16 protein-coding genes are annotated in these 14,412 nt (G+C 71.4%); 8 read left to right on the top strand and 8 right to left on the bottom strand.

The annotated features are described in order from the left end of the window. Positions 1–3,271: BTAD domain-containing putative transcriptional regulator (locus ACWDU4_RS18675; RefSeq protein WP_450115410.1), on the bottom strand; the 3,271-nt coding region annotated here is incomplete at its 3' end. Positions 3,272–3,328: 57 nt separating this feature from the next. On the opposite strand from ACWDU4_RS18675, the gene ACWDU4_RS18680 reads away from it, so the two are divergent. Continuing rightward, positions 3,329–4,198: a 1,4-dihydroxy-2-naphthoate polyprenyltransferase gene (locus tag ACWDU4_RS18680; protein ID WP_450115411.1), complete on the top strand. Its 870-nt coding sequence runs from the start codon at positions 3,329–3,331 to the stop codon at positions 4,196–4,198. Positions 4,199–4,240: 42 nt separating this feature from the next. Here the strand turns inward: ACWDU4_RS18680 and ACWDU4_RS18685 are convergent, their stop codons facing one another. Continuing rightward, the gene (locus ACWDU4_RS18685; protein WP_450115412.1) at positions 4,241–4,618 is read right to left on the bottom strand and encodes a phage holin family protein; all 378 of its coding nucleotides are present in this window, start codon (positions 4,616–4,618) and stop codon (positions 4,241–4,243) included. 34 nt (positions 4,619–4,652) lie between these two features. Here ACWDU4_RS18685 and ACWDU4_RS18690 point away from each other — a divergent pair, with 34 nt between their 5' ends. Further along, complete coding sequence (locus ACWDU4_RS18690) at positions 4,653–5,195, top strand: GNAT family N-acetyltransferase (protein WP_450115413.1); 543 nt, start codon at positions 4,653–4,655, stop codon at positions 5,193–5,195. Between the two features lie 22 nt (positions 5,196–5,217). Here ACWDU4_RS18690 and ACWDU4_RS18695 read toward each other — a convergent pair whose 3' ends face one another. Both ACWDU4_RS18695 and ACWDU4_RS18700 read right to left on the bottom strand, forming a co-directional pair. After that, entirely contained in the window at positions 5,218–5,793 is a 576-nt protein-coding gene (locus tag ACWDU4_RS18695; RefSeq protein ID WP_450115414.1) for a Clp protease N-terminal domain-containing protein, read from the bottom strand. 1 nt (position 5,794) lies between these two features. Next, the gene (locus ACWDU4_RS18700) at positions 5,795–6,007 is read right to left on the bottom strand and encodes a helix-turn-helix domain-containing protein (protein ID WP_450115415.1); all 213 of its coding nucleotides are present in this window, start codon (positions 6,005–6,007) and stop codon (positions 5,795–5,797) included. Between the two features lie 104 nt (positions 6,008–6,111). On the opposite strand from ACWDU4_RS18700, the gene ACWDU4_RS18705 reads away from it, so the two are divergent. After that, entirely contained in the window at positions 6,112–6,411 is a 300-nt protein-coding gene (locus tag ACWDU4_RS18705) for a hypothetical protein (RefSeq protein ID WP_450115416.1), read from the top strand. 21 nt (positions 6,412–6,432) lie between these two features. On the opposite strand, the gene ACWDU4_RS18710 is transcribed toward ACWDU4_RS18705, so the two are convergent. Next, positions 6,433–6,909, bottom strand: a complete 477-nt coding sequence (locus ACWDU4_RS18710; RefSeq protein WP_450115417.1) for a hypothetical protein — start codon at positions 6,907–6,909, stop codon at positions 6,433–6,435. 230 nt (positions 6,910–7,139) lie between these two features. On the opposite strand from ACWDU4_RS18710, the gene ACWDU4_RS18715 reads away from it, so the two are divergent. Both ACWDU4_RS18715 and ACWDU4_RS18720 read left to right on the top strand, forming a co-directional pair. Then, complete coding sequence (locus ACWDU4_RS18715) at positions 7,140–7,604, top strand: cupin domain-containing protein (RefSeq protein ID WP_450115418.1); 465 nt, start codon at positions 7,140–7,142, stop codon at positions 7,602–7,604. Between the two features lie 188 nt (positions 7,605–7,792). Beyond that, complete coding sequence (locus ACWDU4_RS18720) at positions 7,793–9,676, top strand: ABC transporter ATP-binding protein (protein WP_450115419.1); 1,884 nt, start codon at positions 7,793–7,795, stop codon at positions 9,674–9,676. A 49-nt stretch (positions 9,677–9,725) separates the two neighbouring features. On the opposite strand, the gene ACWDU4_RS18725 is transcribed toward ACWDU4_RS18720, so the two are convergent. After that, on the bottom strand, positions 9,726–10,817 hold the full coding sequence (locus tag ACWDU4_RS18725) for a PLP-dependent cysteine synthase family protein (protein ID WP_450115420.1): 1,092 nt from the start codon (positions 10,815–10,817) through the stop codon (positions 9,726–9,728). A 1-nt stretch (position 10,818) separates the two neighbouring features. Next, entirely contained in the window at positions 10,819–11,133 is a 315-nt protein-coding gene (locus ACWDU4_RS18730) for a DUF4229 domain-containing protein (protein WP_450115421.1), read from the bottom strand. A gap of 193 nt (positions 11,134–11,326) precedes the next feature. Here ACWDU4_RS18730 and ACWDU4_RS18735 point away from each other — a divergent pair, with 193 nt between their 5' ends. After that, positions 11,327–11,539, top strand: coding sequence for a BldC family transcriptional regulator (locus ACWDU4_RS18735; protein WP_450115422.1), 213 nt, complete (start codon positions 11,327–11,329; stop codon positions 11,537–11,539). A 72-nt stretch (positions 11,540–11,611) separates the two neighbouring features. Here ACWDU4_RS18735 and ligD read toward each other — a convergent pair whose 3' ends face one another. Then, entirely contained in the window at positions 11,612–12,583 is a 972-nt protein-coding gene (gene ligD / locus ACWDU4_RS18740) for a non-homologous end-joining DNA ligase (protein WP_450115423.1), read from the bottom strand. A 144-nt stretch (positions 12,584–12,727) separates the two neighbouring features. On the opposite strand from ligD, the gene ACWDU4_RS18745 reads away from it, so the two are divergent. Together ACWDU4_RS18745 and ACWDU4_RS18750 are read left to right on the top strand one after the other, a co-directional pair. Beyond that, complete coding sequence (locus ACWDU4_RS18745) at positions 12,728–13,174, top strand: Zn-ribbon domain-containing OB-fold protein (protein WP_450115424.1); 447 nt, start codon at positions 12,728–12,730, stop codon at positions 13,172–13,174. Further along, the gene (locus ACWDU4_RS18750; protein ID WP_450115425.1) at positions 13,171–14,367 is read left to right on the top strand and encodes a lipid-transfer protein; all 1,197 of its coding nucleotides are present in this window, start codon (positions 13,171–13,173) and stop codon (positions 14,365–14,367) included. Before ACWDU4_RS18745 ends, ACWDU4_RS18750 begins: the two co-directional genes overlap by 4 nt. Positions 14,368–14,412: the final 45 nt, after the last annotated feature.

The raw sequence follows: 14,412 nt of genomic DNA on the forward strand, positions 1-14,412 counted from the left end.
CACGACGCTCTTCCCGATCTGCGTCGAGCGCCTGCTCGACGCGGTCACCGCCGAGCACGTCCCGGGCCAGATCCAGGTGCCGCGCCACCCGCATCGACGGAAAGTCCTGCCGTGGGGCCACTCTCGTGGCCAGGGCGAGCAGGCGCAGACCACTGTCGTGACCGGTCGCGATGTCGTGGCTGCCGACCGCACACGCGACGGCGCCCGTCTGCGGATGGTCCCGGTGCCCGCCGGGACCGAGCTGGTCGAGCACCCGCGGGGTCAACCAGTCGACCACATCCCCGGCCTCGGTCGCCCGACCGGCGAGGACGTGGGCGTCGACAACGGCCGACAACACCATCAGCCCGAACGGATCCGGATCGTCGTCGACCCCGGACTCCGGCCACCCGACCAGCCGCAGCGCCGACCGGTAGCCGCGGAGCCCGGCGTCGAGGTCACCGGACGCCAGGTCCACCTCGGCCCGACTGGCCGCGATCGCCGCCGCGCCCTGCGTCCGATCGGATCTGGCCGCCCCCGCGGGGATGTCGGCCTGCGTCCCGGCCGCGAGGTCGGCCAGTGGTCCGGCCGACTCCAGTTCGCTCCGCGCCTCGTCGACGCGCCCCAACCCGACCAGCGCGGCGGCGATGTAGCTGTGCGTCGCCGCCGACTCGTCGAAGGCATGCAGTTCCCGCATCAACTCGGCGCCCCGGCGGTAGTACCGCACCGCCTCCTCGTAGCGGGCCGACTGGGCGGCGATGCTGCCCAGGTGCTGGCACACCATCGACACCGTCCACGACTCGCCGGCGCTGTCGGCCAGTTCGAGCGCCACCCGGGCGTCGACGCCGGAGCCGTACAGGTCGCCGGCGTTCTCACGCAGATTCGCCCGCACGAGCAGTGCCGCGCAGCGGGACGCACGGTCGGGGTGACGGACCGCGTGGGCCAGTGTTCGCGGCACGCCGCGGCCGGTCACGGGGAGCACCATCAGTCCCGCACCCGTCGCAACCACCGGATCGAGATCGGTTCTCACCCGGACTATCTCGCGCAGTCGTACCCGCGCGAGCGCCAAGGTCCGGCTGACACCTCCGAACGCGATCACGCCGGCGAGCAGGACGTAGGTCAGCGCGACGTGGTTGCCCGGGACCGCCCGCGCCCCCGCACCGCGCGGGTCGAGGTCGAGGATTCGCGGCGCCCACGCGACCACCTCGGAGTGCGTGCCACGGAACGTCCACAGCGCGCCGAGCACCGGGAACACCGTCAGCGCCGAGGTGGACCTGCCCGCACCCACCGCGTGGCGCAGCACCGCGAGCAGGTTGTCGTGCTCGGCGTCGGCCGCGTGGGTGATCGCGGCCTGGTCGCCGTCCAGGAATCCGCGAACCGCGCTGCGGCAGAACCGCTCCGCCCAGCCGAGGGTCCGCTGCGTGACGACGGCGTCCTCGTCGGCACCGGCCAGGGCCAACTGCTCCTCGCCGAACTCGCGGACGGTTTCGAGCATGAGATACCGCAGACCGACTTGATCCTCGACGACCGTGAGCATCGACTGCGTGACCAGCCCCTCGACCGCGGCCGCCGCGTCGACGACCTCGCCCCACTCCGCGACCGCGACGGCCGCCTCGAGGGTGAAGCCGGCCGGGAAACGACACAGCCTCCGCAGGGCCGTCCTCTGGTCGGGTTCGAGGAGGTTCCAGCTCCACTCGATGACGGCGTGCAGGGTGCGGTGCCGCTGCGGCGACGTCCGGTCACCGGACCGCAGCAGCGTGAACCGGTCCGAGAGGCGATCGTTGATCTCCTCGACGCTCATCGTCCGGACACGCGCGGCGGCCAGCTCGATCGCCAGCGGCAGCCCGTCCAGCGTGCGGCACAGCCGGGCGACGGCCGACGGGTCCAGCCGCACCGACGGGCGCACCGCCTGCGCCCGGGAGCGGAACAGTTCCGTTGCCGGCGAACCACTCTCGTCGACGGCGAGCGGCGGCAGCGGGTACACGGCCTCCGCGGTGATCGCCATCGGCGCCCGACTGGTCGCGAGCACCGTCAGCTGGTCGCTCGCCGCCACCAGGTCGGCGACGACCTCCGCGACGTCGTCGATCAGGTGTTCGCAGTTGTCGAGGATCAACAGCGACGGACGCGCCGACAGCGCTTCCCGCAGGCGGTCGCGGGCATCGCGGATCCGGGCGCGGGTCAGCGCCGTGCCCGGGGCGAGCTCCACCTCTCCGATACCGAGTGTGCCGCTGATCGCCGCGATGACGTCCGCACCGTTGCGCAGCGACGCCAGCTCGACCAGGGCAACCGGAAGTCGTTGCGCGGCACGGAGCCCGACCTCGTGCACGATGCGGGTCTTGCCGGTGCCGCCCGGACCGAGCACGGTGACGACCCGCGACGCGCCGAGCAGTGCCTCGACCGCGGCCAGGTCCGCGTCGCGGCCGAGCAGGGTGTTCGGCGCGGCCCGCAGCCCGACCGAGGTGGGCCGCAGCGACGCGGGTTCCGCGTCGATCGCCGGAATCGTCCGGGTCTTCGGCAACGGCGCCGTCCCGGTGAGCAGCGCCGTGTTCAGCTCCACCAGCCTCGGCGAGGGGTCGGTGCCGAGCCGGTCGGCGAGCCGCTCCCGCAGCCCGGCGAACACCTCGAGCGCCTCGTTGCCCAGCCCCAGTCCCGACAGCACCAACATCAGCTGCCCGTGGGCCTGCTCGTCGAGCGGTGCCCGCGCGACCACCGCCCGCGCCAGCGGGAGCGCCTGCCGCAGTTCGCCCGTCGCGACGAGCGCGGTGAGCTCGACGACGTCCAGCGCCGCGGCCCTCGCCGCGGCCTCGCCGGCGAGTTCGTCGGCCTGCTCCCCGACCGGCAGGTCCGCGCCCGGGTCCCCGCGCCACAGTGCCCGCGCCTGCCGGACCGTCGTCACCGCGGCCAGAGGGTCCCCGTCGGCCTGTTGCTGCTGCGCCCGCTGTTCGAGTGCGCGGGCCAGCGTCACGTCGACCTGCGTCCGGGACAGGGCCAGCCGATAGCCGGCGGGGCCGCTCTCGAGGACACCGTCGGGCAACGCGGCCCGCAGCCGGGAGATCTGGGTGTGCAGCGCGTTCGTCGGCGAGCGCGGCGGGTCGTCGCCCCACACGTCCTCGATCAGGGCCTGCGCGCTGCGGGCCCGGCCGGGGGTCCGCGCCAACGCGACCAGGAGCGTGCGGGCGCGCGCGCCCGGCAGCGGGACCAGCGCGCCGCCACGCCGGGTCGCCACCTCGCCAAGCAAGGCCACCTCGACGCCGGTGGACGCGGCCGGGGCGAGGTCGTTCGAATCGGGTTGCACCGCCGCCAATGCTAGCCACCTACGCGGGCCCGCGGCCGCGTGGTGAAAGATCGGGGAATGGCTTCAGTTTCCGAATGGATCGAAGGCGCCCGCCCGCGCACCCTGCCGAATGCGATCGCGCCGGTGCTCGTCGGAACCGGCGCGGCGGCGTCGATCGACGGCGCAGTGTGGTGGAAGGCGGTGCTCGCGATGGTGGTGTCGATGGCGCTGATCATCGGCGTCAACTTCGCCAACGACTACTCGGACGGCATCCGCGGCACCGACGACGAACGGGTCGGCCCGCTGCGCCTGGTCGGTTCGAAGCTCGCGTCGCCGGCCGCGGTCAAGGGCGCCGCATTCACCTGCTTCGGTGTCGCCGCGGTCGCCGGAGTGACGTTGTCGCTGGTGTCCGCGTGGTGGCTGATCCTCGTCGGCGCGGTCTGCATCCTCGGCGCCTGGTACTACACCGGCGGATCGAAGCCATACGGCTACAGCGGCTTCGGCGAGATCGCGGTGTTCGTGTTCTTCGGGCTCGTGGGCGTGCTCGGCACCCAGTTCGTGCAGGCCGAGCGGGTCGACTGGGTTGGCCTGGTGTCGGCGATCGCGGTCGGATCGTTCTCGTCGGCGGTGCTGGTGGCGAACAACCTGCGCGACATCCCCACCGACACCGAGTCCGGCAAGCTCACCCTCGCGGTGCGGCTCGGCGACGCCCGCACCCGCACCCTGCACCTGGCGCTGCTTGCGGTGCCGTTCGTCGTCACGCTGGTCCTCGTCGCCCGCACCCCGTGGGCGCTGCTCGGCCTGCTGGCGCTGCCGCTGGCGGTCAAGGCGAACGCGCCGGTCCGCTCCGGCGGCCGGGGCCTCGCGCTGATCCCCGCGCTCGCCGGGACCGGCGCGGCGATGCTGGTGTGGGGCGCCGCAACCGGCCTCGCGCTCTGGATCGGCTGAGCGGGACGTCCGCCACCTCTCGCCGCACCGGGTTGTCTCGGGTCAGCGCTTGGCGCTGGGGAACACCGCCGTGAGCACGAAGTTGACGAGCGAGATGATCAACGCGCCCCAGACGGCCGTCCAGAACCCGTCGACGGTGATGCCGAGGCCGGTCGAGTCGGTGATCCACGACGTCAGCAGCAGCATCAGAGCGTTGATCACCAGGGTGAACAGTCCGAGCGTGAGGATCAGCAGCGGCAGCGACAGCAGCTGCACGATGGGCTTGACGAAGGCGTTCACCACGGTGAACACCAAGGCGATGAACAGCACCACGAGGACCTGGTTGACGTTGTCCTTGGTGGCGATGTCGATACCGTTCACCCATTCCGAGGCCAGCCAGATCGCGATCGCGTTGATCACCAGACGCAACAGAAAGCTCATGCGCCCATGCTGGCACACGCGCTAGACATGGGTGGTGATTCGAGCCGCCACCACCGCCGACCTGCCCCTGCTGCCCGTGATCGAGGTCGCCGCCGGTGAGCCGTTCCGCGCCCTCGGCATGACCGCGGTCGCGGACGACGCCCCGCCGACGGTCGCCGATCTCCTGCCGTTCCTGCGCGCCGGCCGGCTCTGGGTCGCCACCGCACCCCCCGCCTCGGCGGCCGGCGACCACCGGCCCGAGCGCCCGGTCGGCTATGCGACCGCCGAGGTCGTCGACGGGCGGGGCCACCTCGAGCAGGTGTCCGTCGATCCGCGCTGGGCCGGCCGCCGGCTCGGTGCCGCGTTGATCGACGCCGTCGTCGAGTGGGCCACCGACCGCGGCGACCGGTGGCTGACGCTGACCACCTTCGTCGACGTCCCGTGGAACGCGCCGTACTACCGGCGGCTGGGTTTCGAGCCGATCCCGGAGGCCGAGATCGGCCCCGGTCTGCGGGCCGTCCGCGCCGAGGAGGCCGCGCACGGACTGGACGCCTGGCCGCGCATCGCGATGCGCCGCCACCTCTCTCCGGGGGCGTGACCGGATCGTCGACGGGGCCCGGTCAGGCGGCCCGATCGAGGAGTTCGACGACCCGACGCCGCAGTTCGGACGGCACGATGTGCGGCCCGATCACCGCGACGACCGCGGGGTCGGCGCCACGCAGCAATCCCAGCAGTACGTGCTCGGTGCCGATCTCGGTGTCCTTGCGGGCCAACGTCTCCCGCAGGGCGAGTTCGAGGGCCTTCTTCGCGTCGGAGGTGAACGGGATGCGGCCGGTGCGGCGCGCGAACCAGCCCCGCCGCCCGACGCCCTCGTCGCCGCGGTCAAGGGCGTCGGCACCGAAGCTCGCCTCGACGCTGTCACGGACCGCGTCGAGATCGATCCCGATCGACCGCAACGCCTCCGCGTCGGTCTCCCCGAGCGGCCGGTCCTCGGCGCCCCGAGCGAGGCTCGCCCGCACCTGCGGCGCAGTCAGGCCGGCCTCGGCGCACATCGCCCCGAGCGGCGAGTTCGATTCCACGACAAGGATTCCGAGAAGAACGTGATCCGTCCCGATTCGCGGCGCGGACAGGTCCTTCGCCTCCCCCTGAGCCTGGACGACGACCGAACGCGCCGCTGCGGTGAATCGCTCGAACATTTCACTTCCTCCGGTTGTGTTTCTGATGCACGGCCTGCCTGCTGACTTCGAGCGAGTCGGCGATCGCCTGCCAGGACCACCCCTGGTCGCGGGCGTTCTGCACCTGCACCGCCTCGAGCCGTTCGAGCAGTCGGCGCAGCGCGAGCACCGCCCGCAGGCCGACCTTCGGGTCGGGGCTGCCCGCCGCTGCCGCCAGATTCGTCGCCTCGGACATGATGTCAATCTAAATTGACACGCGCGCCACGTCAAGGAAAGTTGACAGATCGGGGACAGCGCTACCGTGGATCAGAGTTGGACAACCACCCAGGAGGAGATTCCATGGCACTGAACAAGACCGCCGTATCCGCCCTCGCCGCAGGCGGGCTCGTCGGCGGCTACGCCGTCGCCCGGCAGACCGGCAACCGCCCACTCGGCGGCGCGGTGCTCGGCGTCGTCGGATCCGTGTGCGGGACGTACTGGGCGCGCACCTCCGGACCCGCCCGGACGGCCGCACTCGTCGCCACCTACGTGGGCGCGTTCGGTGCCTCGCATCCGCTGGCGAAGAAGATCGGCGCGTGGCCGTCGGTCGGTGTCGTCGCCGCAGGCACCGCTCTGGCGTCGCAGCTCGTCAGCAAGTGACCCGCGCGGATCCGGGGCGGCTCAGGCGCCGAACTTCGGCGCGATGTGCGCGACGACGGCATGAATGCTGCCGTCCCGGATCTCGAACGTCTCGGTGATCTCCACGGTCATCAACTTCGCCCCGGCGATGCCCGCATCGAGCAGGTAGCGAGTGGAGACCACATCCCCCTGCTCGCTCATCTCCAGGTCCCGGATGCCCTGAATGACCCGGTACTGCGGACCGTGCGCGAGGTCCCAGGCCATCTGCGAACCGTTGAACCCGGTCTTGAGACCCGCCTCGACGCGGGTGGCACCGGACGCGAACCGCACCGCCGACGCGTCGTGGGAGAGCAGAGCGTCGATGTAGGCGCGGGCGACCGCTTCCCGTTCGGTGTCGACGCGCGTCGGGTCGGCCGACACGGCCGGGCCGGCGGCCGCCGGCCCGGCGGCGAGAACCACCGCGGCGACCGCGGCAACGGCTCCGAGGACGGACAGGGCGACGAGTCGAGGGGTGCGCATGCCCCGGAGCCTAGCGAGAACGTGTTCCAGATGTGAACACAACGCCGCAGGTCGTGCACTCAGGGTCACGCGTTCCCCGGACACCGACCGGCCGGTCGCGTGAGGATGAACGGGCAGTACGCGTTCCGAGACCGACGAACCGGCACGTCACCGGCGTACGGCCCCGAGGGATCCCGCAGCGAAACGATTCGCACCGAAGACCACCTCGATCACCGAACGGACCGACCGTCATGCGCACTCTCCCCCGTCTGGCAGCCACCGTCGCCCTGACGACCACCACCGCTCTGGCCCTCGCCGCGCCCGCCCAGGCCACAGCCGCGCAAGGCGTCACCGCGGAGACGCTCGCGGAACTCGAACTCGCGCCGACGCTCCTGCCGCCACCTCCGCCCGGACACCCGCCGGTCCCGGACGAGACGGAGGGCACCCTGCGACGGATCGTCATCGACCCCGGAGGCAGCACCGGTTGGCACCACCACGACGGCCACGTCCAGGGCCTCGTCGTCGCGGGCACCCTCACCCGGGTCCTCGCCGACTGCTCACGGATCAGCTCACCCGCGGGATCCTGGGTCACCGAGGACCCCGGAGACGACCACGTCGGACTCAACCTCGGACCGGACCCGGTTGTCCTGCTGGTGACCTACCTGTTGCCGGACGACGAACCCTTCTCGGAGGACGCACCCGCCCGATGCCCCTGACCTCCCCGCCTTGACCTGAAGTTCACTTGAGGTCCTACGGTCGCCCTTGCCGCGCACCCGGGAAAGTACGGCGGGCAGGGTATGTCGCACCCGGGCCGTAGCGTTGCACCGAGCAGCACCGAAACCGAGGGGACGGCAGTGAACAACGTCGTTGCAGAGCACGGCACGAGCATCGAGGGAGTCCGGTCATGAGCATGGAATCGGTCGCCTGGAGTTCGATGTACCGGATGATGAACGCCAGCGACGACCGCCGGCCGTTCTCGATGGCGACGATGCGGCGCATCCTCGGATTCGCCCGGCCCCACCGCCGCAAGATCGCACTGTTCCTGATCGTCAGCGTCGTCACCGCGGCTCTGGCCGTCGCGACCCCGGTGCTCGCGGGCCGGGTGGTCGACGCGATCGTCAAGGGCACCGACTCCGGTGTCGTGATAGGTCTCGCCGTCACGATCGCCGTCATCGCCGTGGTCGAGGCCGCGATGGGTCTCTACAACCGGTTCCTGTCGTCGAGCATCGGCGAGGGCCTGATCCTCGACCTGCGCACCTCGGTGTTCGATCACGTGCAGAAGATGCCGATCGCGTTCTTCACCCGCACCCGGACGGGAGCGCTGGTCAGCCGGCTCAACAACGACGTGATCGGCGCGCAGCGGGCCTTCAGCGACACCCTGTCCGGAGTGGTCGCGAACCTGGTGACGTTGGTCCTGACGCTGGTCGTGATGCTCGGGATCTCCTGGCAGATCACGGTGCTGGCACTGCTGCTGCTCCCCGTGTTCGTGCTGCCCGCCCGCCGGATCGGCGCCCGGATGGCCGGCCTGCAGCGCGAGGCCGCCAACCACAACGCCGCGATGAGCACGCAGATGACCGAACGGTTCTCGGCCCCCGGCGCCACCCTGGTCAAGCTGTTCGGGCGGCCCCGGGAGGAATCCGCCGAGTTCGAGGTCCGCGCCCATCGGGTCCGCGACATCGGGGTCCGCACCGCGATGACGCAGTCCGCGTTCGTGACCTCCCTGACGCTGGTGTCGGCGCTGGCACTGGCCCTCGTCTACGGACTCGGCGGCTGGTACGCGCTGAACGGCCGACTCGAGGCGGGATCGGTGGTCGCGCTCGCCCTGCTGCTGACCCGGCTCTATGCACCCTTGACGGCGCTCGCGTCCGCGCGGGTCGAGGTGATGAGCGCCCTCGTGAGCTTCGAGCGGGTCTTCGAGATTCTCGACCTCGAGCCGCTGATCGCGGATCCCGAACACCCGAGGCCGATGCCGGACGGCCCGGTCGCGGTGGAGTTCGAGCGGGTCCGGTTCGCGTACCCGTCGGCGGACAAGGTGTCCCTCGCGTCGCTCGAAGAGGTCGCGGCCCTCGACAGCCGCGGCGGTGTCGAAGTACTCCACGACCTCTCGTTCCGCGCCGAACCGGGCCAGATGGTCGCGCTGGTCGGCTCGTCCGGGGCGGGCAAGTCGACGATCGCCCAGCTGGTGCCGCGGCTCTACGACGCCGACAGCGGCACGGTCCGCCTCGGCGGAGTCGACGTGCGCGACCTGTCGGCGGACACCATCCGGGCGACGGTCGGCATGGTCACCCAGGACGGTCACCTGTTCCACGACTCGATCCGGGCGAACCTGCTGCTCGCCCGGCCCGAGGCAACCGAGGACGAGCTGTGGGAGGTGCTCGGCCGGGCCCGGCTCACCGAGCTGATCCGGGCCTTGCCCGACGGCCTCGACACCGTGGTGGGCGAGCGCGGCTACCGGCTGTCCGGCGGCGAGCGGCAACGGCTGACGATCGCCCGGCTGCTGCTGGCGCATCCGCGGGTGGTGATCCTCGACGAGGCGACCGCACACCTGGACTCGACGTCGGAAGCGGCGGTGCAGGCGGCACTCGGGGAGGCACTGGCGGGCCGCACGTCGGTGGTGATCGCGCACCGGCTCTCGACGATCCGGGCGGCCGACCAGATCCTGGTGGTCGAAAGCGGCCGCGTCGTCGAACGCGGCACCCACACCGAACTGCTCGCCGCGGGCGGCCGATACGAGCAGCTCTACCGCACCCAGTTCGCCGACACCGACCAGCGCGCGCCGGTCCACTGAGGCGGCGCGCGCACCGCGGGAGCCCGGACCGGGCGCACTGCACCGGGGTTCAGCCGCGCCAGTTGCCGGTGGCCGCGAACTCGGCGAGCACCGCGCTCGGACCGGTCAGGTCCATGCCCTGGTCGCGCACCCAGTCGTCGTCGAAGTAGGTGCCCGCGTAGCGCTCGCCGCCATCACAGATCAGGGTGACGATGCTGCCCGCGCGCCCGGCTGCCCGCATCTGCGCGAGCACCGTGAACGCGCCCCACAGGTTCGTTCCGGTCGAGGCGCCGACCCGGCGGCCGAGGACACTACTGGCGTGCCGCATCGCGGCGACGGACGCGGCGTCCGGGACGGTCATCATCCGGTCCACGACCTGCCCGATGAACGACGGTTCGACGCGCGGCCGGCCGATCCCCTCGATCCGGGACGGCATTCCGGTCCGGTGGTCGGCCGACCCGGTCTCGTAGCCGCCGATGAACGCCGAGTTCTCCGGATCCACGACCAGCAGCCGGGTCGCGTGCCTGCGGTAGCGGATGTAGCGGCCGATGGTCGCGCTGGTGCCGCCGGTGCCCGCCCCGACGACCACCCAGTCCGGCACCGGGTGCCGTTCGAGTCGCATCTGGTCGTAGATGCTCTGGGCGATGTTGTTGTTCCCGCGCCAGTCGGTCGCCCGCTCGGCGTGCGTGAACTGGTCCATGTAGTGCCCGTCGACCTCGTCGGCCAGCCGCTGCGCCTCGGCGTAGATCTCGGACGACCGGTCGACGAAGTGGCAGCGACCGCCCTGTTCCTCGATCAACGCGATCTTCGCCGGACTCGTGCTGCGCGGCATGACGGCGACGAAGTCCAGGCCGAGCAGTTTCGCGAAGTACGCCTCGCTGACCGCGGTCGACCCCGAGGACGCCTCGATGACGGTGGTGCCCTCGGTAACCCAGCCGTTGCAGATCGCGTACAGGAAGAGCGAGCGGGCCAGCCGGTGCTTGAGGCTGCCGGTGACGTGCGTGGACTCGTCCTTGAGGTAGAGGGCGACGTCCCACTCCCGCGGCAGCGGATACCGCAGCAGGTGGGTGTCCGCGCTGCGCTGGGTGTCGGCGTCGATCAGCCGCACCGCGCCGTCGAGCCAGTCGCGCGGGCCGCTGCGGTCCACGACGGTGGGCGTCACCTCACTTCTCGCCGCGCAGCTTCGAACGCAGGTCGTCGCGGTCCTTGCGGCGCTGTTCGTCCACCACCGCGATCTGCTGGTTGACCCGGGTGCGCAGCGACTTGAACAGCACCAGGGAGAGCGGCAGCGCGATCAGGACCGCGAAGATCAGGGCAACCAGCAGCGGCACGTCGACACCGACCAACCGGCTGCCACCGAGGATGACCGCCGCGAGAGCCACGACCAGGCCGAGCCGGGCAACGGTGTAGAGCGCGAGATCGCGGGCCAGCTTGCCCTTCGCGTTCGGTGGGGTGGGGGCGGGGGTCGAGTCAGTCACCCCTCCAGGTTACCGACCGGGTCGAACCGGGCGGCCACTGCCGGACTTATCCGATTTGCGAATTACCTCCCCTTTACCGAACTTAGACAGTTCGAGTACCCGGGGGGTCGAGTGCCACGATGTCCGCACTGCCCGCGAAGCTACGCCCGCGGCCAAGGCCGCAGCGTGCCAACACTCTAGAGGGAGGGCCTCGATGAGCGTCCCCGCGTTCCACGCCACCCAGGAATCACTTCTCACCCCTGGCCAGGTGGCCGCCCTGTTCCACGTCGACCCCAAGACGGTCACCCGATGGGCACACGCGGGACGCCTGGGATCCCTGCGCACTCCGGGCGGACACCGCCGGTTCCGCGAGTCCGAGGTGATGGCACTGCTCCAGTCGCTGACCACCGAGGCCACCGCGCACTGACCTTCAGCAGCGCGTCAGCCCCACCGAGTGAGCGGAAGCGGCCGGTCGACCACCTCGACCGACCGCTTCCGCTCATTCCGTTCGGGCGGGCTCCGGCGGCTCGGCGATGCCGTCGCGCTCGTCCCGATCGGCCCACTCCAGCAGCGGCGTCAGATCGTAGGGCGCGTCGTCGATACCCGCGTGCAGGTCGCCGAGTCGAGCGAACCGCGCGGGCATCGACGCCAGCGTGAAGTCGTCCGGGAGCGCGTCATCCAGCTCGTCCCAGTGAACGGGAGCCGACACCCGCGCGGTCGGCACCCCGCGTACCGAGTAGGCGGCGGCCATCGTGTGGTCGCGCGCATTCTGGTTGTAGTCCACGAACAGGGCCGCCGGGTCCCGATCCTTGCGCCACCACGTGGTGGTGGCGTCGCCGGGGGCGCGCCGTTCCACCTCACGCGCGAACGCCAGCGCCGCGCGCCGCACGTCCGCGAATCCGTGGTCGGGCGGGATCCGGACATAGACGTGCAGGCCACGACCCCCGGACGTCTTCGGCCAGCCGATGGCACCGAGCTCGCCGAGGACCTCGCGCACGACACCCGCGACCCGCAGCACCCGGTCCCACCCACAGTCGGGCATCGGGTCCAGGTCGATCCGCCACTCGTCGGGTTTCTCCACGTCGGCGCGCCGCGAGTTCCACGGATGGAACTCCACCGTCGACATCTGCACCGCCCAGATCACCTCGGCCAGTTCGGTGACGCACAGTTCGTCGGCGTCCCGGTCGTAGCGCGGGAAGTGCACCCGGACGGTCTGCAGCCACGGCGGGGCGCCGCGCGGCACCCGCTTCTGGTGCACCTTGTCCCCCGCGAGACCGTCGGGGAACCGGTGCAACATGCACGGCCGCTCCCGCAGCGCCCGCACGATGCCGTCACCGACGGCGAGGTAGTACTCGACCAGGTCCAGTTTCGTCGCACCCGTCGCCGGGAAGTAGACCCGGTCGGGGTGGGTGACCCGCACGATTCGACCGCCGACCTCGATGGAGGCGGCACCCGAACCAGCGGCGGCCATGCCGCTCAACCTACCCCGGAGTCAGGGCCCGCTGGGTGGGAACTCGGCCCCGAAACCGGCCCGATTCGTGTAATACTGCAACGCGTTCTACCCGCCTCGTGACCACCCTCCGAGTCGGGTCTTGCCCCTGCAGATGAGGACTTGATGAGCGACGCGACCCCCGCCGTCGAGGGCTGGTTCACCACCGGCCCCGAGCCGGCCCTGATCGGAAGCTCGTGCCGGTCCTGCGGCACGATCTCCTTCCCCCGGGAAACCACCTTCTGCAAGAACCCGGCGTGCTCCGGCGAGGAGTTCGACGACGTCGAGCTGTCCCGCCGCGGCACCGTCTGGTCGTACACCGACGCGCAGTACAAGCCGCCGGCACCGTACATCCCGACCACCGACCCGTACGTGCCGTTCGCGCTGGCCGCGGTCGAGCTGGCCGAGGGCCTGGTGGTCCTGGGCCAGGTCGCGGACGGCTTCGGCGTCGCGGACCTGAAGGTGGGCAACGAGGTGGAGTTGGTCGTCGAGACGCTCTACACCGACGAGACCGGTGATCGCACGATCTGGCGTTGGAGGCCGGTCACCGCACAGAACGGGGCACAGGCATGAGCAGCAACCACGATGTGGCGATCCTCGGCGTCGGCATGCACGCCTGGGGCAAGTGGGGCCAGCCGTTCGTCAAGTACGGCGTCGCCGCGGCCCGCGCCGCCCTCGCCGACTCGGGCGTGGACTGGCAGGACGTCGACTACATCGTCGGCGGCGAGACCGTCCGCAACGGCTACGGCGGCTACGTCGCCGGCGCCACCTTCGCGCAGGCCCTCGGCTGGAACGGCGCCCGCGTCGCCACCTCCTACGCGGCGTGCGCGACCGGCGCCCAGGCCCTCGACACCGCCCGCGCCCGGATCCTCGCCGGCCTGTCCGAGGTCGCACTGGTCGTCGGCGCCGACACCACCCCGAAGGGCTTTCTCGCCCCCAATGCCGGTGAGCGCTGGGACGACCCGGACTGGCTGCGGTTCCGCCTGATGGGCATGACCAACCCCGGCTACTTCGCGCTCAACGCCCGCCGCCGCATCGACCTGTACGGCGCCACCGTCGAGGACTTCGCCGCGGTCAAGGTCAAGAACGCCAAGCACGGCCTGAACAACCCGTACGCGCGGTACCGCAAGGAGGTCGCCGCCGCTGACGTGCTGGCGTCGCCGATGGTCGCGGACCCGCTGCACCTGCTCGACATCTGCGCCACCTCCGACGGCGGCGCGGCGATCGTGCTGACCTCGATGGAGTACGCCCGCAAGAAGGGCATCGTCGACCCGGTCAAGATCAAGGCGATCTCCACCGTCACCCCGACGTTCCCGCAGACGATCATGGACATGCCGAACTTCTCGACCGAGTCGGCCTCCGCGGTCCCGGCCCCGGAACGCACGTTCAAGCAGTCCATCGGCCACGCCGCCTACGAGGAGGCCGGCATCGCGCCGGAGGACATCGACGTCGCCGAGGTGTACGACCTGGCGACCTCGGTGGAGCTCGACTGGATCGAGGATCTCGCGCTGTGCAAGCCGGGCGAGGCCGAGCACCTGCTGCGCGCCGGGGACACCACCATCGGCGGCCGCATCCCGGTCAACCCGTCCGGCGGTCTGGCCTGCTTCGGCGAGGCCGTCCCCGCACAGGCGCTCGCGCAGGTCTGCGAACTGACCTGGCAGCTGCGCGGCCAGGCCGAGGGCCGTCAGGTCGAGGGCGCCCGCGTCGGCATCACCGCCAACCAGGGCCTGTTCGGCCACGGCTCGTCGGTGATCGTTTCCGTCTGACGTCGCACGCACCGAGAAGCCCTCGCCCGGACCACCGGGCGAGGG

It is taken from the genome of Rhodococcus sp. NPDC003348, from assembly GCF_053589375.1.